We start from the raw sequence: 21,111 nt of genomic DNA on the forward strand, positions 1-21,111 counted from the left end.
GCCCCGTCTCCCACGCTACTCCGCCGGGGAGACGGCGGCGCGGTGCTTCCTGGCGGACATCGCGGCGTACACGAGGACGCCTGCGAAGAGGAACAGCACGCCCTGGTAGACGGCCGCGTAGCCGGAGCCGGCGACCAGCCACATCGAGAAGCCGAAGGCGAGGGCGGCCAGGACGCCGTCGCGCGCCAGGCGCGCCGGGTGGACCCGGTCGCGCTGCCCGGAGAGGAGGAAGTAGATCTGGGCGGCGGTGGCGAGCAGGTAGGGGACGGTCGCCGTGAAGGTGGTGATGAGCACCAGGCTCTCGAAGACGCCCTGGGCGCCGGCCGTGTAGTTGTAGACGGTCAGGGCGGAGGCCAGGGCAACGGTGACGATCACGCCGACGACGGGTACGCCGCGCTTCTTGGTCTCGAAGACCTTCGGGAAGAGCCCGTCCTTGGCGGCCGCGTACGGGGTCTGCGCGCTGAGCAGGGTCCAGCCGTTGAGGGCGCCGAGCATCGAGATCACGGCGGCGCAGGCGACCACGGTGCCGCCCCAGGTGCCGCCGAACATGGCGTTGACGGCGTCGGTGAACGGGGCGGTGGAGGAGACCAGCCGGTCGTGGGCGACCAGGCCGAAGACGGCGACGGTACCGAGCAGGTACACGGTGGCGGCGCCCACGGTGCCGAGGACGGTGGCCCGGCCGACGTTGCGGGCGGGGTCGCGGACCTCGCCGGCGCTGACGGTGGCGGACTCGACGCCGAGGTAGCTGAACAGCAGGATCGCCGCGGAGGCGGAGACGGCGCCGGCCGCGCTCTGGTCGGTGGCCCGGAAGGGGCCGAGGTTGGCGGGGTCGAAGAAGAACAGCCCGCCGACGGCCACCAGGAGCAGCGGGGCGAACTTGAGGACGGTGGCGACGACCTGGACCGCGCCGACGTAGCGGGTGCCCGCCAGGTTGGAGAGGGCCGGGAGCCACTGGACGGCGAGGGCGGCCAGGCACATGGACCACTTGTGCTCGCCCGCGGCGGGGAACAGCACCGTGAGGTAGCCGACGGCCGCGACGGCGAGGGCCGCGTTCGAGACCCAGGCGGTGATCCAGTAGCTCCAGGCCGCGAGGAAGCCTGCGAAGTCGCCGAACGCGGCGCGGGCGTAGACGTAGGGGCCGCCGGTCTGCGGGTGCCGCTCGGCGAGCCGGCCGAAGACCAGGGCGAGGGCGATCGCGCCGAGCGTGAGGACGGCGAAGGCGACGAGGCTGATGGTGCCGAAGGGCGCCACCGAGGCGGGGAGCAGGAAGATTCCGCCGCCGATGATGTTGCCCATGACCAGGCAGGTCGCGACGGGCAGGCCGAAGCGGCGCGCGTGCCGGTCCCGGCCCTGCTCGGGGGGTGCGGAGATCGCGGCGGGCAGGGTTGCGGTGCTGGTCATCGGTGGTGCGCCTCGGGGTGTCTCACATGCTGGGCAGGTCAACCCATGGTTGACCACCGCGAAGACGGCACAAAATCAGCGGATTTCGTCCCGTGCGGGCACCCCTGCGGAAGGAAAGCTTCCGCTATTTCCGCTCCCGGGCGGGGGTTCCTCCACCGGCCGCCCCGCGGGCTCCGCCGCCGCGCCGCCCACCGGCGGGGCCACCGGCACCTGCGGCCCGTCCGCCTCCCGCAGCCAGCGCCGCAGCACGGCGTGCACCGCCTCGGCCCCGACGAGCTCCCGCACCTGCCGGAGGTCCGGGTCGGGATCCGAGGCGGGGGCCGGACCCTGGTCCGGGTGCAGGCCTTGGTCCAGGCCGGGGTGCAGGCCGGAGTCCGGGTCCGAGAGCTCCGTGGGCCACATCAGGAACGGACGCCCCTGGTCCCCGCCCAGCCCGCCGTGCGAGCCGATCTGCTCCTCGAAGGCGTGCACCGCGCCCGTCCGCGGGTCGTACGCCGAGTTCACCATGACGTCGGCCACGTGCGGGAAGGCGTCGGTCCGGCGGACGGCCTCCGCCGCGCCCGGGCCGAAGGGGGCCAGCAGCGCCTCCGCCTCCCCCGGGACGTCCAGCCGGGCCACAGCCCCGTCCCGGCCCAGCACCACCCCGTCCACCAGCAGGAATCCCACACCCGGATGGTTCGCCAGGGTCGTCAGCAGGGCGGGGTGCGCACGCTCGATGCGCGCCCGCGAAGCCCGGCCCGGGATGCCCGGGAAGGAGATCAGGCCGAGGTTGCCCGAGGCCAGCACCACCGGTTCGGAGCCCCGCCCGGGGTGGGCCTCCTCGTCCTCCTCGACCGGCCGGTGGAGCGCCGCGAGCACGGCGGCCCGCGCCTCGGCCCCGCTGCGGGTGCGGCCGGCCCGGCGGGAGACCGGGAGCCCGCAGCCCGCCCGGACCAGGTCCTTCAGGGTCAGCCCGTACCGGCCGAGGAAGGTCTCCCCCGGGCTCTGGCCGTGGTCGGAGAGCAGCACGATCCGGTACCGGCGCGGCGCGTGCTCGGCGACCCGGGCGATCAGCGCGATGCTCCGGTCCAGCCGCTCCAGCACCCGGTCGGTGTCCCGGCCGCGCGGTCCCGAGTGGTGCGCGACCTCGTCGTAGGCCACCAGGTCGGCGTAGATCGCGGAGCGTCCGGCGAGCACGTCGCCGATCACCGCCGCGACGACCACGTCCCGCTCCACCACCGTCGCGAAGGCCCTGATCAGCGGGTACAGCCCGCCGCGCGAGACCCTCGGCCGGTCCCCGCGGATCCGTGCCCGCACGGACTGGCACACCTCGCGGACCACCTCGGCCACGAAGGACACGGCCGTGCGGACGGCGTTGGCCGGATCGGAGAAGTACGCGAAGTAGCCCGCACGCGACCGGTTCGCCCGCCCGCGCCGGGCCGAGACCGAGAGCACCAGCGCCAGTTGGTCGGCGCCGCCGCTGAACAGGTTGCCCCGGCTCGCCCCGTCCAGCGTGAGCAGCCCGCCGTCCCCGGTGCGCTCGATGGCCCGGCGCTGGAGCTCGGCGGCGCTGGTCGGCCGGTTGCAGACCATCACCTCGCCGGTGTGCTTCTCGTACCAGCGGAAGGCGGGCACGTCGAAGTTGGAGCCGTGCAGGATGCCGAGCTGGCTGGCACCGGTCTGGCTCGACCAGTCCGTGCGCCAAGGCCGCGCGCGGTGGCCGTGCTCCAGCCACCCGGCCACCGTCGGCATCAGGGCGTCCGCGCACGCGTGGCGCAGCACCTCGTACCCCACCCCGTCCAGCTGGAGCAGGAGCAGGCCCGGCGGGGCCTCGGCGCCGCGGGGCGTGCCCGCCCCGCCCTGCCTGCGGCGGCGCCGGTCGGCGAGCCGGTAGAGCCTGCGCCGGTACGCCTCGTCGTCGCGCACGGCGAGTGCGGTGGAGGTGGCCGACGCCACCGCGGACATCACGGCGGCGACGACCACGGCGGTCTCGGGGGCCACTTCGCTGCGCCCGTCCGGGATCAGCCCGAGCGCTATCAGCAGGAGCGAGCCGTTGAGGAAGAAGACGAGCAGCCCGAGCACCAGGGCGGGCACCAGCAGCAGGGCCCGGACCACCAGCGGCCAGACCAGCGCGCTCAGCAGGCCGAAGGCACCGGCCGCCCAGGCGGCGGTCAGCCCGATCTGCGTGAGGCTGTCGCCGTCGTCGGACTGGAGGCGGAAGTCGGGCAGGATCCCGGCCAGCACGAGCATCGTGAGTGTGGACACCGCCCAGACCAGCAGCACCCGGACCAGGGCACTGCCCGCGGTCCGCCACCGTCCTCGCCCCACGCCGCCACCTCCCGCGAGCCCCGTGCCGTCCGCCTTCCAGGCTCGCACAGCGCGGCGCGCCCGGTCGGGCGGGGCGGACGGCGCACAGGAGTACGGGGAGGGGCCGTCGGGAAGTCGGGAACACGGCGGCGCGGGCCGGGTCGGATCGGGTCGAGTCGGGCCGCGCCGGGCCGGGTGGCGTCAGGTGCCGTCGTAGCCGGCGGTCGGCATGGACAGCCGGCGGTGCACCTCGGCCTTCATCGCGGACGTGTACAGGGGCTCCTCGGCCCCGGCGGTCTCCAGCCGTACGCCGCGCCGCTCGCACTCGGCGGTGAACTCCTCCACGGAGCTCAGCGCGCGGGCCAGTACCCGGTCGTTGGCGGCGACGAAGAGGTCGACCTGCCCGGTGTCGATGTCGGACCAGAGCCCGCAGTGGTCGGCGCGCAGCCCGTAGACCAGCAGCTGCCTCGTCACGACGTAGCCGCGGTCGGCGGCCCAGCGCACGCACATGGCGTGCTGGCTGCGGGTGTCCACCGCGAAGGGGTCGGCGTCCAGGTCTTCGAGCGGGGCCAGGCTGGTGATCGCGGCCACCCGCAACTCTTCCATGCCGCCGGACCCTACTCCGATCCGCCGCCGGAGAGGAGGGGGCTGCGGGATCCGGTTCCGAGCGGCCGCAGGGGGCAGAGTCTAGGCTCGGGAACGAGGTGCGAGGGAGGGAGGGCCGGGTGCCGGTGGAGCTCACCTGGTGGGGTCATGCCACGTGCACCGTCGAGGACTCCGGGGTCAGGCTGCTGACGGACCCGCTGTTCGCGCGACGGCTCGCGCACCTGCGGCGGCGGCGCGGTGCGGTGCCCCCGCCCGAGGCCGCGGTCGCCGACGCGGTGCTGGTCTCGCACCTGCACGCCGACCATCTGCATCTGCCGTCGCTGGCGCGGCTCGCGCCCGGCACCCGGCTGCTGGTGCCCCGCGGGGCACGGCGGGCACTGCCGGGTCTGGCGCGGGTCGCCGGGCTGCGCGGGCTCGCGGTGACGGAACTGGCCGCGGGCGAGGAGGTCGCCGTACGGGACGGCGTACGGGTCCGGGCGGTCCCCGCGCGGCACGAGGGACGGCGGCTGCCGTTCGGGCCGCACCTGTGCCCGGCGCTCGGGTACGTGGTGCAGGGCGCGGAGCGGACCTACTTCGCCGGGGACACCGGGCTGTTCGACACGATGGCCGAGGAGGTCGGACCGGTGGACGTGGCCCTGCTGCCGGTGGGCGGCTGGGGTCCGTACCTGGGCCCGGGGCACCTGGACGCGGGCCGGGCGGCGCAGGCGCTGGCGCGGCTGGCGCCCGCGGCGGCGGTCCCGGTCCACTACGGGACGTACTGGCCGCTGGGGATGGACGCGGTGCGGCCGCACGAATTCCACGCGCCGGGCGAGGAGTTCGAGCGGCTCGCACGGCAGCTGGCGCCGAAGGTGACCGTGCGGGTGCCGCGGCACGGCGAGCGGGTGCGGCTGCCGTGACGTGGCGCGAGCTCGCGGCGGCGGCCGGCCAGGTACCACCGGAGAGCACCCAGCAGGCGGTGGGCTACCCGGCGCTGTTCCTGCTGGTGGCGCTGGGCGCGCTGGTGCCCGTCATCCCGACGGGGGCGCTGGTGAGTTCGGCGGCGGTGGTGGCGTTCCACCACCAGTCGCCCTACGGGGTGTTGCTGGTGTTCGGGGTGTCGGCGCTGGCGGCCTTCACCGGGGACATGGCGCTCTACTGGCTGGGGCACCGCGGGGTGCGTTCGAAGGGCGGTTCGCGCTGGCTGGAGGCCCTGCGCGGGCGGGCCACGCCGGAGCGGCTGGAGCAGGCGCAGACGAGGCTGGACGAACACGGGGTGCTGGTCCTGGTCCTCTCGCGGCTGGTCCCGGCGGGCCGGATCCCGGTGATGCTGGCCTGTCTGCTGGCGCGGATGCCGCTGCGCCGGTTCGCCCGCGGCGACGCCCCGGCGTGCCTGGCGTGGGCGGCGACGTACGGCCTGATCGGGATCCTGGGCGGCACCCTCTTCTCGGAGCCGTGGAAGGGCGTGGCGCTGGCGGTCGGGCTGGCTCTCGCGATCAGCGCGGGCCCTGCGCTGTGGCGCCGCGTGCGGCCGAAGCCGTGACCCCGCCGCCCGCTGCCTGCCGCCGGCCCCCGCCGGCCGCCGCTCCTACCGGTCCTCGCCGTGCCCCGGCCGTGCGGTAACCGGCGGGAACGAGAGGCCCGTCGGGGTGTTGAGGCCGGTGAAGGAGAGCGTGACCTGCCCGCCGCCCGTCTCCCGGACGCGCACCACCCGGTTGTTGAAGCCATCGGCCACGTAGAGGTTGCCGGATCCGTCGAGCGCGAGGCCCAGCGGCGAGTTCAGCCCGGTGGTGGGCACGGTGGTCTGCGCTCCGCCGCCCGCGGCCACCTTCACCACCCGGTTGTTGCCGCTGTCGGCGATGTAGAGGTCACCTGCGGCGTTCACGGCCAGCCCGGTCGGCTGGGAGAGGCCGATGGTGGGCACGGTGGTCTGGCCGCTGCCGTCGACGGCGACCCGCACGACGCGGTCGTTGACGAAGTCGGACACGTACAGGTCCCCGCCGGGCGCCCATGCGAGGCCCCAGGGGTGCAGCAGTCCGGTGGTGGGGACGGTCGTCTGGGCCCCGCCGCCGGCGGCCACCCGCACGATCCGGTCGTTGAAGCTGTCGGCGATGTAGAGGTTCCCGGCCGGGTCGACGGCGAGCCCCAGCGGGCGGGACAGGTCGACCGTGGGAACGACGGACTGCCCCCCGCCGTCCGGGGGCAGGACGACCACCCGGTTGTTGCCGGTGTCGGAGACGAGGAGGCGGCCCGCGGCGTCCCAGGCCATGCCGGTCGGGCGCACCAGTCCGTCGAGGGGGACGGTGCTCTGCTCGCCGCCGTCCAGGGGCAGGGCGACCACCCGGTTGTTGCCGTAGTCGGACACGTACAGCGGCGGGCCCGCGGGCGACCGTACGCCACCGGGCTGCGCGGCTCCCGCCGCGCCCGTCGGGAGCGCGCAGAGCAGCAGCAGCCCCGCGGCCGCGGCCAGCCGCCGGGTCCACCGCCGGGCGGCGGCCCGACGGGCGGCGCCGGCCGGGAGATCGATCGTTCGCGACTCGGCCGTCATGCGTTCCACGACTCACCCACCAGATCTGGACGGTCGGCCCGGTGCCGTACCCCCGCCGACCCTAGGAAGAGCCGCGCGCCGGTGCGGGAGCCACGCCACCCGGGCGTGCTCCGGCCACTCCAATGCCGGGCGGGATTCAGACGGTGGGGAGGTCGAGGCCGGTGTAGATCTGGTTGAAGAGGGTGGGCAGGAGGGCCTGGGCGGTGGTGCGGCCGTCGGGCGACAGGGTCAGGTTCGTCCAGACGACGAGCGTCACGTCGTTGACCGGGTCGTGGCCGATGAAGGAGTTGAAGCCCGGGAGTTCACCGCCGTGGTAGTACATGGCCGCTTTCGGGCCGAAACTCTGGTACGCGATGCCGTAGCCGTACTTCTGGCCGTCGGGCGCGGCCGGGTCCTCGGCCTGCGGGCTGTCGAGCCACTGGCGCTGGCTCGCGGGGTCCAGGACCTTGCCCGTCACCAGCGCCCGGATCCAGGTGGCCAGGTCCTGCGCGGTGGAGACGACCCCGCCGGCGGCGGTGGCGTAGGAGGGGTTCTGGTGGGTGTAGTCGAGGGGTGCGAGCTTCCCCGACTCGGCCGCCTCGCGCAGGGCGGCCGGGTACGGCTCGTCCACCAGGGCGTAGGAGGTGCCGCCGTACATGTAGCCGTGTGCGTAGGGCTCGGCGAGCGACCGGTCGTGGATGCCGGGGAGTGAGGTCCCGGCGAGGCCCAGCGGGCTGAGCAGCCGGTCGCGGAACTGCTGGGCGAGCGGGCGGCCGCCGGCCTTCTCGGCAACGAGGCCGAGCAGGGCGTAATTGGTGTTGGAGTACTCGTAGTCCGCGTCGGGTGCGAAGTTCGGCGGTCGGCGGAAGGCGATGGCCAGGACGTCCTGCGGGGTGTAGGCCCTGCCGGGGTCGGCGTCCAGGGCGGCGGCGAGTTCCGGCGCGGACGTGTAGTTGTAGAGCCCGCTGCGCATCCTCAGCAGGTCGGCGACTGTGATGTTCGCGCCGTTCGGCACGTCCGCGACGTACTTGGACACCGGGTCGCTCAGGCGGAGCCTGCCGTCCTGGGCGAGGAGCATGATCAGCGCCGAGGTCATGGTCTTGGTGTTGGAGGCGCTCCGGAAGTGGTCCTGCGCGTCCGGCGGCCGGACCCCGCCCCGCTCGGTGGTGCCGACGACGGCTCGGTAGGTGCCCTGCGGCGTACGGAGCAGCACCATCGCACCGGGCACCATGAGCGTCTTCGCGGCGCGTTCGACGGAGGCCTGGAAGGCGGCCGGATCGATGGGCTTCAGCGCCGCGGAACCAGGATCGGCGGCGGGGGCGCTCGCCGTCGCCGTGGGTGTGCCCGGCGGATCCGGGAGGGCCGGGGCGGGTGACGCGGCGGGAAGGGCGCCGCCCGCGATCAGGAGCGCCACGCAGGGCGCCAGCAGGGCCGGGGTACGGGTACGGCTGCCGGTGCTGGTGCTGGTGCGGCGGTGATTCGTCCGGGAGGTCTGCATACGCGCATCACGACCGTTGCGCTCGGCCCCCGACGCGGCTGGAACCCTCCGATTTTACCAGGGGCCCCTCCTCACACCCTGCGGATCCGGTCCGGACCGGGAGGGGTTTCGGCCAGGGGCTGGACCTCAAGTGCGCTTGAGTTCATAGGGTCTTGCCCAGTGCACGTTCCTGCACAGCGAACGGGGAGAAGATCCACCATGGAGTACTCGCACGACGACGCCGAACTGATCCGCCAGCCCATCGGCTACTGGAGCTGGGCCGCCTACGACGCGGTCGTGGCCCGCACCCGCGGCGCGCTCGCCGGGCTCGGCACCACCCAGCCCCAGTGGTGGATCCTCGCCCGGGTCGCGCTGGCCGGTGACGAGGTCCGGACCCGGGACGAGGTGACCGAGACCCTGCGGGGCTACCTCTCGGTGGGCGAGGAGGCGCTGTCCGAGGAGATGGATTCGGCCATCGTCCAGGGCTGGATCACCCAGGACGCCGAAGGGCGCCTGGAGATGACCCACGAGGGCCGGGAGTTCTTCGACAAGGCCGCGGCCCTGCAGAAGGACCTGTGGGACGAGCGGCACTCGGGGATCTCCGACGAGGAGTACCTGATCACCCTCAAGGTGCTCCAGCGGTTCATCCACAACGTGGGCGGTCAGGCCTGGCACCACTGACCCCGGGGGGCTCCGCTCGATCGCTGGTCCCGGAGGCGTCCGGGGCCAGCGTGCGGGAGCCGCCGATCGGCAGGTCCCAGAGGTCCTCGCGGGGCAGGCCGGCCCCGGACCAGGCGGCCAGGGTGCGGTGCAGGGGCTCCATGACCGGCTCCGCGGAGAGGACGAAGGTGCCCCAGTGCATGGGGGCCATCCGGCGGGCACCGAGGTCGAGGCAGGCCCGGACCGCTTCCTCCGGGTCGGCGTGGACGTCGCGGAGCCACCACCGCGGGGCGTACGCGCCGACGGGCAGCAGGGCGAGGTCGATGCCGGGGTGGCGGCGGCCGATCTCGCCGAACCAGTGCCCGTAGCCGGTGTCGCCCGCGAAGTAGACCTTCCGCGGCTCCGCGCTCCGGGTGTCGGTGAGGATCCAGCCGCCCCACAGGGACCGGCAGGTGTCGATCAGCGACCGCTTCGACCAGTGGTGGGCGGGGACGAACTCGAATCGCACGCCGCCCAGTTCCGCCGATTCCCACCAGTCGAGGTCGGTGACCCGGGTGAAGCCGCGACGGCGGAACCAGCCGGCCAGCCCCGCCGGTACGAACAGGGCCGTGTGCCGGGGCAGCCGCCTGAGGGTGGGCGCGTCGAGGTGGTCGTAGTGGTTGTGGCTGATCACGACCGCGTCCACCGGCGGCAGATCCTCCCAGCGCACCCCGACGGGGGTCATCCGGGCCGGGGTGCCGAGGATCCGCCGGGACCAGACGGGGTCGGTCAGTACGGTCAGCCCACCGGTGCGAAGGACCCAGCTGGCGTGTCCGGCCCAGGTGACGGAGACGGTCCCGGGGGGCGCGGCGGGCAGCGGGCCCGGCGCGTAGGGCAGGTCGGGGATGCCCCGCAGCCCTTCGGGGCCCGGGCGGAAGGCGCCCTCGCGGGCGAGCCGGGCGAAGGCGCGGACCCCGGGGAGCGGGGTGGTCAGCCGGTCCGCGAAGGAGCGGGGCCAGCGGCGGTGTTCACCGAGCGGGCGCGGGGCGCACGGACGTTCGCGCTCCGGCTCCGGGCGCGGCTCCGGCTCCAGCTCCGGCCCGGGCTCCGGGTGCGGCTCCTGGTGGGGCTCCGGATGCGGCTCCGGGCGCCGGGTGGCGGTGGGCCGTACCGGCGCCGCCACGGCGGTGGAATCGGGGGCGGAATCGGGGGCGGGGGCGTCCGTCCGGTCCCTCATCGCGAAGTCTCCGTTCACCGGGGGTCGGGAGGTCAGGCCAGCCCGGCCAGGACTGATCCGAGGAGTTCCAGGGAGTCCCGTACGTGCGGGAGCGCGAGCGGGTCGCGGGCGGTGAGCGCGGCCAGCCGCTCCTCGGGGGTGGCGCCCAGCAGCGGCCCGGTGGACAACCGCACGCGCAGCGCACCCAGTTCGTCGGCGAACCGCTGCCCGCCGGGCGTCGGCGCGCCGAGCCGGGCGCCGAGCCAGTCCTCCAGTTCCATGGCGTCGCCGACGCCCTGCCGGGCGAGGCCCGGGCGCAGCGGCGTGAGGTCGGCGTACAGGTGCCGGCCGGCCTGCGGGGGCCGGGCCAGCGCACCGGCCGCGAGCAGGCGGCGGTGGGCCTCGGCGGCCACCACGCCGTGCAGGGCAGCGGCGGCGTAGGCGCGTCCCGCGACGGCGTCGGGTTCGTCGAGGGCGTGCGCGGCGGCTCCCGCGACGGGTCCGGCGACCATCGCGCCGGTGGCGGTGAGGACGTCGAGGGTGCGGGCGCGCAGCCAGGTCCCGCGCGGGGTGTCGGGGAAGCGGACGACGGCGGCGGGCCAGCCGGCGGGCAGCAGCGCCCCGGACAGGTCGACGAGGACCGCGGCCCGGTCCGGGAGCATCTCGGCGGGGCTGAGGACCAGGGTCTCGTGAGGGCGGTGGACGGTGTCGCGCCAGCTCTCGTCGCTGACGACGAAGAGCCCGGCGGATTCGGCGGCCTCGCACGCCTCGTGCAGCATCTCGGGCGGCGGCACGGTCGCGGTGGGGTCGTCGGCGACCGACAGCAGCAGGACCCGCGGGTCGCCGCCCTCGGCGCGCACCCGCCGCACGGTCTCCAACAGGGCGTAGGGGTCCGGGATCCCGCCGCACTCGGCCGGGGTCGGCACGTGATAGGCGCGCCGTCCCAGCAGCCGGACCTGCGGGGTCCACCAGGCGGGACAGGGCCGGGGCAGCATCACGTCGCCCCCGTACGCCCCGAGCAGGGCCAGCAGCAGCCCCGGGGCTCCGGGGCCCGCGGCCACGTACTCGGGGGCGGTGGCCAGCCCGCGCCGCCCCCAGTACCGGCAGGCGGCCTCCCGTACGGCCTCGCCGCCGCCGGGGGGCTCGGGAGCGGCGCGGCCGGCGGCCGCGGCCAGCACGGCGAGCAGTTCGGGGAGCACGGGCAGGCCGGGCTGGGGGGCGGGCGGGCCGTACCGGACCGGGCCGCGGCCCTCCGCCGCCGTGCGCTGCATCCCCGCCACCGCTGTCCGCCTTCCGCGCTCGCCCTGCCACGCCTGCCGGGGCTTCCGGGGCTGCCGGGGTTCCGGGGTTCCGGGGCTGCCGGGTCCCGTGGCGCCCCACCAGACCTGACCTTTATACGATTATTTGGGGCTGTATGCCTGTTGTGCGGGAGGGCGACCCGGCGCGTCAGCCCTTCCGCCCCACCATCGCGAGGAGCCTGGTCTGCGCGTCCGCGCCCGCCGGGACCTCCACCGGCTCGGCGTACGCACCACTGGACGCCAGTCCGTCGGCGTACGGCATGATCTCCTTGATCGAGAACTCGACGAGGCTGTCGGGCAGCCGGTCGCCGGCGCCGATGCCCCGGGCGAGGTCCCAGGTGTGCACCACGCAGTCGGCGGTCAGCTCCGAGCAGTACGCCGACCCGAGCGCGGGCCCGTACGAGAGGCGGACGGTCCGGTCCATCGCGCCGGACGCGGCGAAGGCGGCATGCGCGGCGGCCGAGGCCCGGTCCCAGGCCGCGACCGGGTCCTCACCCAGCACATCACCGGAGAAGCTGCCGGCCAGCTCCTCGACGGTGCGGCCCTCGGAGACCAGCGGCGGGATCCAGAGCTGCTCCGCGGTGACGTGGTTGACCAGCTCCCGCACGTTCCACTCCGCGCACGGGGTCGGCGCGCCCCACTGGTCGCCGCGCACGTCGCGCACCCGCTCACCGAAGAGCCTCAGCGCCTCGGCGTGCCGTTCGAGCAGCGTGTCCGTCATGCCCCTCACCACCGTCCGCCCTGGGGATGTGCCCTATGTGCCCCCACGCAGCCACTCTCCTCGCACCTTCATTTCCCTGCCACCGCCCCGGCCAATGCCCTTGGCACACAAGGGCAGTGTCCACATGTCAAAATGCCAGTCTCGAATGACGAACTGATCGCCTACGGTGGGACCCACGCTTCGACGACGAAACGAAGAGGGGCCCGGCCATGAATGCCGCCACGAACGCCGCCAAGGAGACCGCCGTCTACACGCACGGCCACCACGAGTCGGTCCTGCGCTCGCACCGCTGGCGCACCGCAGAGAACTCCGCCGCGTACCTGATCGGCGAGCTGCGCCCCGGGATGCGGGTGCTGGACGTCGGCTGCGGCCCGGGCACGATCACCGCGGACCTGGCCGAACTGGTCGCACCGGGCGGCCGCGTCACCGCCGTCGACGCCGCCGGGGACGTCCTGGAGCAGGCCCGCGCGTACGCCGAGGAGCGCGGACTGGGCGACGCCGTGTCCTTCGCCGCCGCGGACGTCCACGCGCTGGACTTCCCCGACGACTCCTTCGACGTGGTCCACGCCCACCAGGTGCTCCAGCACGTCGGCGACCCGGTGCAGGCACTGCGCGAGATGCGGCGGGTGTGCCGGCCGGGCGGGATCGTGGCCGCGCGCGACGCCGACTACGCGGCGATGACCTGGTACCCGGCCGCGCCCGGCCTGGACGCCTGGCTGGACCTGTACCGGCGGGTGGCCCGCGCCAACGGCGGCGAACCGGACGCGGGCCGCCACCTGCGGGCCTGGGCCCGGGAGGCCGGTTTCACGGACGTCACCTGCTCGGCGACGGCCTGGTGCTTCGCCACCCCGGAGGAGACCGCCTGGTGGTCGGCCCTGTGGGCGGACCGCACCCGCGCCTCCGCGTACGCGGCCATCGCCACCCGCGGCGGCCACACCACGACGGAGGACCTGGACGCGGTCGCCGAGTCCTGGCCCGCCTGGGGCGCGCACCCCGACGCGTGGTTCACGGTCCTGAACGCCGAAATCCTGTGCCGTGCCTGACCGCCCGGACGCCCCCTAGGCCTTGTCCGGGCCGGGGATCGGGGCCTGGGCATGGGCCTGGGCCTGGTCGTGGCTTGCGGGCCGCATGCGGAAGTCGTAGCGGGGCGGCAGGGGGCAGTCCGTGAGGGTGGACCAGACCTCGGCCAGGGTCTCCTCGCCCTCCCGGAGGTCCGGCAGTTCGAAGCCGTCCTCGAAGACCCGGCGGGCCGCCCGCACATGGCCCTCCGCCGCGAGGAGCCGGGCCGCGAGGAGCCGGAAGCGGCCCTGCTCGCGCAGCGCGGGCCGCAGGCGGTCCCAGACGGCGCGGGCCTGGGGCAGCCGGCCCGCCGCGAGCAGGGCGGCCATCGCCTCCCGGCCGAGCGCCGACTCCGCTGCCGTCCACGGATCGCCGCCGCGGCTCTCCACGACCAGGTCCTCGAAGGCCGCCGCGAAGCCGTCGGCCGCCCGCTCCGCGTCCCCCGCCAGGGAGTCCGCCACCGCCAGGCACCGCAGCAGCGGCCACCGCGAGGGGGCCAGCGCCAGCCCGCGCTCCCAGCTGCGTACCGCCTGGGCCACGTCCCCGGCGTGCCACTGGGCCACGCCCAGGTGGTATTCGGTCAGCGGATCCGCCGGGGCCGTCTCCAGCATGTCCCGCCAGTGCGCGGCGACCAGGCTCGGCCCCGGCGGGACCACCCGGCGCGGAGCGGGCAGGACCCCCGTGCGCCACAGTGCGAGCCACGGCTCCTGCTCCTCCCCGAGCGTGTCCTCCCCGAAGGGCGTGCCCGGCAGTTCGATGCCCCCGCGCAGCACCTCCAGCGCGCCCCAGCCCGAGCCCTGCGCCAGCCGCTCCCCCGGTTCGGTGTCGGCGCAGCCGCGCCACGCCTCGTACGCCGCGTCCACCCGCTCCCGCGGCAGCACGGCCTCCAGCGCGCCCTCCGCCGCGCCGCGGGCCGCCGTCCAGTCCGCGCCGTGCACCTGTGCCGGCTCCGCCGACAGCGGCCCGTACGCCTCCAGCCAGCTGAACTCCGCGCCGCCCTCCAGCCGTACGTGCTCCAGCTGGGTCCGGGCCAGTCCGGCCTGGATCTCGGCGTAGCCGCCCGTACCCGGCTCGGTGAGCCACTCCTGCCAGCGCCGGCCCCCACCGCCCGCGCCCCACACGAAGAGCTTGCGCCCGCGCAGCCGCGCGGTGGAGGTCTGCACGAGCCCGTGCCCGGCGGCGTCCAGCGAGGCGATCCAGGGCCGGGCTCCGCTCGGGACCTCGTAGAAGAAGTCGGCCGGGTACTCGCCGCGCAGCGGGTACGTACGGTCCGCGCCCTCCCACTCCGGTACGGGGATGCGGCGCAGCGCGCGCTCGTACCCGAAGTGCCAGGCCTCGTCGGCGGGGGCGAGCACCCGGGTGCCGGGGTCCTCCGGGACGGCGATGTTGGACCACCAGTACACGGGGGCGGGCCGCTCGTGCGGGTTGCGCACGCGGACGCCGACGTAGAGGAACTCCGAGGCCTCGGGCAGCCACAGGTCCACCTGGAACGGCAGGTCGCGCAGGCGCTCCCACTCCCACAGCCGGACCATCACGCCCCCGTCCGGGGCGGGTACGAGCGCGGCGTGCAGCGGGGCGCAGGAGAGGGTCGTGTGGCCGGTCGCGCCGGTGTTCCACTCGATGCCGCCGGAGAACCAGGCACCGTTGAGCGCGAAGTTGGCGGGCTGGAAGACCGGGTTGCGGTAGAGCAGTTCGCGCCGGGTCGGCAGGTGCACGAGCGAGTGGACGCGCCCGCCGAGCCCCGGCAGCACCGTGACGCGGAGGTGGTCGTTCTCGATGACGATCGAGTCGAACTCCCGCTCCGTGCGCTCCCGTCCGTACCCGTCGCGGATCGGTGCGGGCAGCAGCGAGCGCAGCGGCTCGTAGCGGATCTGCCGCGCCATGTCGCGCGGCATTCCCTCGAGGGCACGGTCGTCCAGGGTGTGCATCTCGTCGGGCGCGCGCAGGGCGGGCAGCGGGTTGTCCGAGCCCAACGGGGCTGCGGGGAGGGTCAGTACGGCGCGTCGGACGGTGGTGGCCATGGAGAAATGGAACACGCCCGGGCGGCCGGTGCACAGGGGTTCCGCGGAGGACCACCGGTCAGGATTACGCAAAGCCCCGCCACCGCGAGCCCGGCCCGACACCGGCCCGGCCCGACACCGGCCTAGGCGAAGGCGCCGGCCACGAGATCGGCGAGGAGGGCGCCCGCACGGCCGTCCGGGTCCAGGTCCGGGTCGTAGATGGTGACGTTGATCCCGGCGCAGCGCGGTGAACGCACCAACACGGCCAGCAGTTCGGCCAGTTCGTCGGGGACCAGGCCGCCGGGGTCGGGGCTGTCCACGGCCGGCATGACGGCCGGGTCCAGTACGTCGGCGTCCAGGTGCACCCAGAACCCGGCGGTGTCCGGCGGGTGCAGCCCGTCCAGTGCCGCCCGCGCCACCGGGCCCGCACCGCATCGGCGGATCTGCCCGACGGTGGCGACGGAGATCCCGGCCGCGTGCAGCTCGGGAAGGTCCGGGTCGCCGTCGCGCAGCCCGAAGAGCCGCACGTCCTCGTCGCGCAGGTACGGCGAGAGCCCCTCCAGGTCCGACAGGTCGGCCTGGCCGCGCCCGGTGGAGAGGGCGAGCTCCTCACCGCCGGCCGCGCCCACGGGTCCGTTCACGGCCGCGTTGCCGGGGTGGCGGAAGTCGGCGGAGCCGTCGATGGCGGCCAGCCCGTAGCGCCCGAGGCGGCGCATCGCGAGGGCGGCGCCGAGCTGGATGGAGCAGTCGCCGCCGAGCACGACGGGGAACTCCCCGGCCCGCAGGTGCCGTTCGATGCGGTCGGCGAGGGTGACGGTGTACGCGGCGAGGGCCTCGGCGTGGAACACGCCGTCGCCCTCCCGCCAGTCGCCGCGGTCGTAGCGCGGCGGCACGACCACCCCGCCCTCGCGGGCACCGAGCCGGGCGAGCAGTCCCTGTTCGCGCAGGGCCCCGGCGAGCTTGTAGACGCCCGGGACGGCGCCGGGCGCGGGCGGGCGCAGGCCGAGGTTGGAGGGGGCGTCGAGGAGCACGAGGGTTCGCATGCCCTCATCCTGGGCGATGCGACCCCTCGGGGGCCGGCGTTTCCGCGGTGCCGGCCCCCGGCGCTCGTGCTCGCGCCGGGCGCCGTCGACATCGGCGCAGGGGTGTGGGGACGTGTGACAGCATCGGGCGGGTGGTCACGGACGGAACGGGAACGACGTTGCTGCGCAAGGCCGCTTTGAACAATGCCGCCTGGTGCGACGCGGTCTGCCGGGCGCACGGGGTGGCTCCGCGGTACGAGGGCGACGGGCTCTGGGTCAGTCCGCGGCGGACGCCGCCGATGTATCCCGATGCCGTGACCCTGGAGCCGGGCGTACCGGCCGAGCGGGTGCTCCTGGGGGTCGACACCGACTCCCCCGGCTGCTCGGTCAAGGACAGCTTCGCCGATCTCGATCTGGCCGGGGCCGGCTTCGAGGTGTTGTTCGAGGCGCAGTGGATCCACCGTCCGGCCGGGGCGCCGCTCCCGGCGGCGGAGGCAGAGGCGGGCGGCCCGGAGTGGTCGGAGGTCACGGACGCCGCGGAGCTGGCCGGCTGGGAGGCCGCGAGCGGCGGGGTGTTCCGTCCGGAGCTGCTCGGCGAGGGGACCGTGTTCCTGGCCGGTCGCGCCGGGGGCCGGATCGTCGCCGGGGCCGTCGCGAGCACCGGCGGGGGCGTGGTCGGGGTGTCCAACGTGTTCGGAGCCGCCTGGGCGGGGGTCCTCTGCGCGGTCGCCGTGCGGTGGCCGGAGCTGGACGTGGTCGGCTACGAGCACGGGGAGGACCTCGAGGCGGCGCTCCGGGCCGGGTTCACGCCGATCGGGCCGGTACGGGTATGGCTGCGAGCCGGCGGCGCGGACCACGCTTCGGCCGATTGATCCACTTCGCGTGGGACCGGCGCGGTGCCATCTGCTCGGACCGGTCGGCGCTATCGGTGCCCTGTTGGGGCTCGTCCTCGTCCGGGCGGACGCCGGGCCCTGCCCGCGGCCGCCGCCGTCGCCCTGCGCGTACTCGCGAGCGCCTCCTCCCTCCGGCTGCTCCTCGCACCGCGTCGGGCCGGCGCACCCCGTGACGCCGGCTGGACCGGGACTGCGCCACGGCCTCCTGCTGTACGTCCCGCTGGCCATGGCGGCCAGGATCAGTCCGGTCGTCGGCCTGCACGTCTTCGGCCTCGCCGTCATCGCGGCGGTCGCGGGCAGCACCCCCGGCGCCCTGCTGCTCGCCACCGTCGCCCGGAGCCGACACCGTTCTTCAGTAGTGTCAGTCCGAATGCCGGTGGTGCTCTGTCCCCCGCGCGTCAAACCTCGGCCTGGCGGAGGGTGTGCCGGGCAGGCGCGGTTCGCGACGGTTGGGCCACCGGCCCTTCAGCTGCTGGTGGACCTTGACGCGTCTGCGGTCGATGTGCCGGCGCGGCCGCCGGTGCCCGGCAGGTCCTTGGCGAGCCGGCCTGCGAGTGCGCTCACCGGGCATCGGCCGGGTGAGGACGCCGAGTGTGAGCAGAGCGAGCGCCGGCAGTACGGCGACGATGATTCCCATCGGCAAGGCGTCGGTGGCGCCACCCGCGCCGGCCAGCGGGGCAAGTGCCCCGCCGATCATGAACTGGCTGAAGCCGAGCAGCGCGGCGGCCGACCCGGCGTGTCCGCCGTGGTCGGCCAGGGCCTGGGCCGCGGCGTTCGGCATGACGAGGCCCACGCTGGAGACCAGGACGAACAGGCCGATCAGGAGCGCGGGCAGGGGTGCCCGTGTCAGCACCGCGCCCAAGACCGTGGTGCCACCGGCTGTCGCGCCCAGCAGACCGGCGAGCAGCAGCACGCGGGCGCCGGCCCGGGCCACCAGCCGGCCGCTGATCTGGGCGGCCGCAATGAGTCCGGCGGCGTTGACGGCGAACACGGCGCTGTACTGCTGCGGTGACAGGCCGTGGATCTCCTGCAAGACGAACGGCGAGCCGGAGATGTAGGCGAACATCGCCGCGAAGACCAGGCCGTTGGCCAGGACGTACCCGGTGAAGACCCGGTCGCCGAGCAGCTGCCCGACGACAGCCGGCAGCGGCTGGCGTGGCGCGGAGGACCGGGTCTCCGGCAGTCCTGCGGCGGAGGCCGCCAGCATCACCGCGCCGAGTACGGCCAGGGCCACGAAGATCCCCGGCCAGGCCGTGACGCGCAGCAGCTGGCCGCCGAGGACCGGCGCGAACACCGGCGCCAGGCCGGTGATCAAGGTCAGTGCGGAGAAGAGGCGTGCGGTGCGGGTTCCGGAGGTGCGGTCGCGGACCATGGCGTTGGCGATGACGATGCCGAACGCCCCGCCGATGCCCTGGACCAGGCGTAGGCCGACGAGGGTCCGGACGTCGGGCGCCACCGCGCAGAGCGCGCTGGCGATCGTGTAGAGGGCGAGGCCCGCCAGCAACGGACGCCGCCGGCCGTAGGTGTCGCTCAGCGGCCCGGCGATCAGCTGCCCGATGGCCAGCCCGGCCAGGCAGGCGGTGATGGTGAGCTGGGTGGCCGCGGCGCCGGCGCGCAGGTCGCCGGCGAGGTCCGGCAGTCCGGGCAGGTAGCCGTCGATGGACAGTGGTCCCAGGGCCACGAGCGCTGCGAGCAGGACGATGAAGCGGGTTTGCCGGCCGGCGGCGTCGTTGCTCATGGCTCAGTACGCCACGGTGATGCGGCGGCGGATCGCGGTGCCGCTCTCGATCGTGTCGGCCAAGGCGATCGCGTAGTCGGCGTACGAGATGCGGCTGTTGCCGTCGTCGTCGGTGAGCAGGGTGTCCCCGGCGCTGCGGTAGGCCCCGGTCCGCTCGCCCGCTCCGATGACTGCGGCGGGCGACACGTACGTCCAGTCGAGGTCGTGCACGCCGCGGTAGAGGTCGAGCGCTTCGGACTGGGCCTCGGCGTTGGCCTTCCACAGCGCGGGGAAGTCCGGGTCGTCCATGACCCGGGCGCCGGTGGGCGTGCGCAGGCTACCGGCACCGCCGATGGTGACCAGTCGGGTGACGCCGGCCCGGCGGAGTCCGTCGATCAGCGCACGGGCGGCACCGACGATCGTGGCGCGGTCGTTCTCCTGGCCGATCCGGGGGCCGACGGCCGAGAGCACGGCGTCGTGGGAGGCGGCGAGTCCGGCGACCGCCGCGGGGTCGGTGACGTCACCGGTGGTCACGGTCAGGGCCTTGTGCCCCAGTCCGTCGATGTGGCCGGCTCGGGTGACCGCGGTGACGGTGTGGCCGCGACGCAGTAGTTCCTCGGTGGTGGGCCGGCCGATGTTGCCGCTGGCACCGAACAGGACGATCTTCATGTGCTGCTCCTTGTTTCTGATGGTCACAGGACGGGCTGGCCGTCGGCGACGATGGCCGCGGTGATGCCGCGCTCGTCGGCGGCGTGCTGGAAGCGCTGCTCGATATCGGGTTGTTCGGTGTAGAACGGCGGGTTGTGGAACAGGCCGTAGTGCATGGCGCAGACGGTGCCGGCGCCGAGTGCGACGGCGGCCTCGACGCCCTGCTCGGGGGTCATGGTCGCCGGGACGTTGGCCGCGTAGCCCTCGAAGTGGGCGATCACGCCGTTGACCGGGACGAACGCGACGTCGAACGGGCCGTGGTCGCGGGCGATCTGCCACCAGCTGCCGTGCCACTGGGTGTCGCCGCAGTGGATGACCCGCCGGCCGGCGCCTTCGACGACCCAGGCGACCTGGTCACAGTCGTTGCCGCGCCAGTCCAGCGAGGTCACCGAGGTGACGGTCAGCTCTCCGATGCGCCGTGACCGGCCCAGGTCCTGGGCGACGGGGGTGATGCCCGCCTCGCGCAGCCCGGCCGCGCTGGGGGTGTGGCAGCCGATCGTGCCGGTGGCCGCGATCCGGGCGATCAGGTCGTGGTCGTAGTGGTCGGGGTGCAGGTGGGTGATGAGGGCGTGGGTGCCGGGCGGGGTATCGACCGGGTCGACCGGCCGGTGCGGCGGCCCCATCACCGGCGCCAGCGGAGCGACGTTCTCGAGCGGGTCGATCAGCAGGCGGGTGTCGCCGAGACGGATCTCGACGCCGGCCCAGGCCAGCCGGCGGACGGAAAGGGTGGGGGTCATGGGCAGCGACGCTAGACCGACCTTGTTGAGAAAGTCAACAAGAGAGTTTTGAATCTCAACACCCCGATGTAGAATCTCAACACCACGATGTAGGGTGGTGGCATGCGCACCTATGGGCAGTACTGCGGCATCGCGAAGGCACTGGACACCGTCGGCGACCGATGGACCCTGCTGATCGTCCGCGAACTGCTCGCCCTGGGTCCTTGCCGGCACACCGACCTGCGCAACGGGCTGCCCGGGATCGCCAGCAACCTGCTGGTCGACCGGCTCCGCGAACTCGAGGAAGCCGGCCTGATCCACCGCGAGGCCGCCCCGCCGCCGGTGGCCACCACCCTGTTCTCCCTCACCGAGCGTGGCCGCACGCTCGAGCCGGTGCTGCGGGAGCTGAGCAGGTGGGGCGTGCCGCTGTTGCGTGAGCCGGGCGGCAACGACACCTTCCGCACCCACTGGCTGGACATGCCCGCCCGGGCACTGACCGACCACCGCCCCGACCAGCCGGCGATCGCCCTGCAACTGCACGCCGACGGCAACGAAGACCTGGTCATCGAAGTCAAGGACGGCTCGGTGCACACACACGCCGGCCGGGTCGACGACCCCACCGCGTCACTGACCGGACCGCCGCACCTGCTGGCTGCGACTCTGCTCGGCGACCTCGATCTGAGCGCCGCAGAACAGCAAGGCCTGCGGCTCAGCGGCGAACGCGAGGCGGTAATGCGCATCCTGCCCCGCTGAGCGACCGGCCGCTCGCGGGCCTGCGATCTCAAGCTCGACCCGACTCGCCACTCCCGCCGTCACTCCATGCGGCCGGACCACAGAACCTGAGCCGGA

Annotated in this window: 19 protein-coding genes; 6 read left to right on the forward strand and 13 right to left on the reverse strand. The window is 74.7% G+C overall.

Translation table 11 applies throughout. The features are described 5' to 3' along the window. Window positions 1-15: 15 nt before the first annotated feature. From B6R96_RS07000 to B6R96_RS07010, 3 genes are all read right to left on the reverse strand, one after another. Complete coding sequence (locus B6R96_RS07000) at window positions 16-1,401, reverse strand: amino acid permease (protein ID WP_081521985.1); 1,386 nt, start codon at window positions 1,399-1,401, stop codon at window positions 16-18. Between the two features lie 75 nt (window positions 1,402-1,476). After that, window positions 1,477-3,708 (reverse strand): phage holin family protein, encoded by a 2,232-nt coding sequence (locus B6R96_RS07005; protein WP_081521986.1) that lies wholly within the window; start codon window positions 3,706-3,708, stop codon window positions 1,477-1,479. Between the two features lie 180 nt (window positions 3,709-3,888). Further along, on the reverse strand, window positions 3,889-4,293 hold the full coding sequence (locus B6R96_RS07010) for a hypothetical protein (RefSeq protein ID WP_053701387.1): 405 nt from the start codon (window positions 4,291-4,293) through the stop codon (window positions 3,889-3,891). 119 nt (window positions 4,294-4,412) lie between these two features. Between B6R96_RS07010 and B6R96_RS07015 the strand changes: the two genes are divergently transcribed. Beyond that, complete coding sequence (locus B6R96_RS07015) at window positions 4,413-5,189, forward strand: MBL fold metallo-hydrolase (protein WP_081521987.1); 777 nt, start codon at window positions 4,413-4,415, stop codon at window positions 5,187-5,189. Beyond that, window positions 5,186-5,812, forward strand: a complete 627-nt coding sequence (locus tag B6R96_RS07020; RefSeq protein WP_030385263.1) for a DedA family protein — start codon at window positions 5,186-5,188, stop codon at window positions 5,810-5,812. The genes B6R96_RS07015 and B6R96_RS07020 overlap by 4 nt, the downstream gene beginning before the upstream one ends. A 45-nt stretch (window positions 5,813-5,857) precedes the next feature. On the opposite strand, the gene B6R96_RS07025 is transcribed toward B6R96_RS07020, so the two are convergent. Both B6R96_RS07025 and B6R96_RS07030 read right to left on the reverse strand, forming a co-directional pair. Then, on the reverse strand, window positions 5,858-6,817 hold the full coding sequence (locus B6R96_RS07025; protein WP_203351711.1) for a virginiamycin B lyase family protein: 960 nt from the start codon (window positions 6,815-6,817) through the stop codon (window positions 5,858-5,860). Window positions 6,818-6,953: 136 nt separating this feature from the next. Beyond that, entirely contained in the window at window positions 6,954-8,294 is a 1,341-nt protein-coding gene (locus B6R96_RS07030; protein WP_081521989.1) for a serine hydrolase domain-containing protein, read from the reverse strand. 198 nt (window positions 8,295-8,492) lie between these two features. Between B6R96_RS07030 and B6R96_RS07035 the strand changes: the two genes are divergently transcribed. After that, entirely contained in the window at window positions 8,493-8,954 is a 462-nt protein-coding gene (locus tag B6R96_RS07035; protein WP_030385266.1) for a hypothetical protein, read from the forward strand. On the opposite strand, the gene B6R96_RS07040 is transcribed toward B6R96_RS07035, so the two are convergent. From B6R96_RS07040 to B6R96_RS07050, 3 genes are all read right to left on the reverse strand, one after another. Beyond that, a complete protein-coding gene (locus B6R96_RS07040; RefSeq protein ID WP_237291357.1) occupies window positions 8,917-10,149 on the reverse strand; it encodes an MBL fold metallo-hydrolase in 1,233 nt (410 codons plus the stop codon). The genes B6R96_RS07035 and B6R96_RS07040 overlap by 38 nt on opposite strands. A 32-nt stretch (window positions 10,150-10,181) precedes the next feature. Further along, the gene (locus B6R96_RS07045) at window positions 10,182-11,399 is read right to left on the reverse strand and encodes an aminotransferase class I/II-fold pyridoxal phosphate-dependent enzyme (protein WP_081521990.1); all 1,218 of its coding nucleotides are present in this window, start codon (window positions 11,397-11,399) and stop codon (window positions 10,182-10,184) included. A gap of 175 nt (window positions 11,400-11,574) precedes the next feature. Continuing rightward, a complete protein-coding gene (locus B6R96_RS07050) occupies window positions 11,575-12,147 on the reverse strand; it encodes a TIGR03086 family metal-binding protein (RefSeq protein ID WP_081521991.1) in 573 nt (190 codons plus the stop codon). A gap of 209 nt (window positions 12,148-12,356) precedes the next feature. On the opposite strand from B6R96_RS07050, the gene B6R96_RS07055 reads away from it, so the two are divergent. Next, window positions 12,357-13,190 carry a methyltransferase domain-containing protein gene (locus B6R96_RS07055; protein WP_081521992.1) on the forward strand — a complete coding sequence of 278 codons (834 nt, stop codon included), beginning with the start codon at window positions 12,357-12,359 and terminating at the stop codon, window positions 13,188-13,190. 15 nt (window positions 13,191-13,205) lie between these two features. Here B6R96_RS07055 and B6R96_RS07060 read toward each other — a convergent pair whose 3' ends face one another. Both B6R96_RS07060 and B6R96_RS07065 read right to left on the reverse strand, forming a co-directional pair. After that, entirely contained in the window at window positions 13,206-15,227 is a 2,022-nt protein-coding gene (locus B6R96_RS07060; protein WP_081525013.1) for a DUF5107 domain-containing protein, read from the reverse strand. Between the two features lie 122 nt (window positions 15,228-15,349). Beyond that, window positions 15,350-16,249, reverse strand: a complete 900-nt coding sequence (locus B6R96_RS07065) for an arginase family protein (protein WP_030385272.1) — start codon at window positions 16,247-16,249, stop codon at window positions 15,350-15,352. Between the two features lie 131 nt (window positions 16,250-16,380). On the opposite strand from B6R96_RS07065, the gene B6R96_RS07070 reads away from it, so the two are divergent. Further along, window positions 16,381-17,100: a hypothetical protein gene (locus tag B6R96_RS07070; protein WP_237291358.1), complete on the forward strand. Its 720-nt coding sequence runs from the start codon at window positions 16,381-16,383 to the stop codon at window positions 17,098-17,100. Between the two features lie 382 nt (window positions 17,101-17,482). Here B6R96_RS07070 and B6R96_RS07075 read toward each other — a convergent pair whose 3' ends face one another. Genes B6R96_RS07075 through B6R96_RS07080 form a run of 3 tightly spaced genes read right to left on the reverse strand, consistent with a single transcriptional unit; the run spans window position 17,483 to window position 20,283 of the window. Then, window positions 17,483-18,859: a multidrug effflux MFS transporter gene (locus B6R96_RS07075; protein ID WP_107475477.1), complete on the reverse strand. Its 1,377-nt coding sequence runs from the start codon at window positions 18,857-18,859 to the stop codon at window positions 17,483-17,485. A 3-nt stretch (window positions 18,860-18,862) separates the two neighbouring features. Continuing rightward, window positions 18,863-19,507 (reverse strand): NAD(P)-dependent oxidoreductase, encoded by a 645-nt coding sequence (locus B6R96_RS36670; RefSeq protein WP_053169269.1) that lies wholly within the window; start codon window positions 19,505-19,507, stop codon window positions 18,863-18,865. Between the two features lie 23 nt (window positions 19,508-19,530). Further along, window positions 19,531-20,283 (reverse strand): MBL fold metallo-hydrolase, encoded by a 753-nt coding sequence (locus B6R96_RS07080; RefSeq protein WP_081521994.1) that lies wholly within the window; start codon window positions 20,281-20,283, stop codon window positions 19,531-19,533. 102 nt (window positions 20,284-20,385) lie between these two features. On the opposite strand from B6R96_RS07080, the gene B6R96_RS07085 reads away from it, so the two are divergent. Continuing rightward, entirely contained in the window at window positions 20,386-21,015 is a 630-nt protein-coding gene (locus B6R96_RS07085) for a winged helix-turn-helix transcriptional regulator (protein ID WP_053169265.1), read from the forward strand. The last annotated feature ends 96 nt before the right edge of the window (window positions 21,016-21,111 follow it).

Origin of the sequence: Streptomyces sp. Sge12 (genome assembly GCF_002080455.1) — a bacterium.
GTDB lineage: Bacteria > Actinomycetota > Actinomycetes > Streptomycetales > Streptomycetaceae > Streptomyces.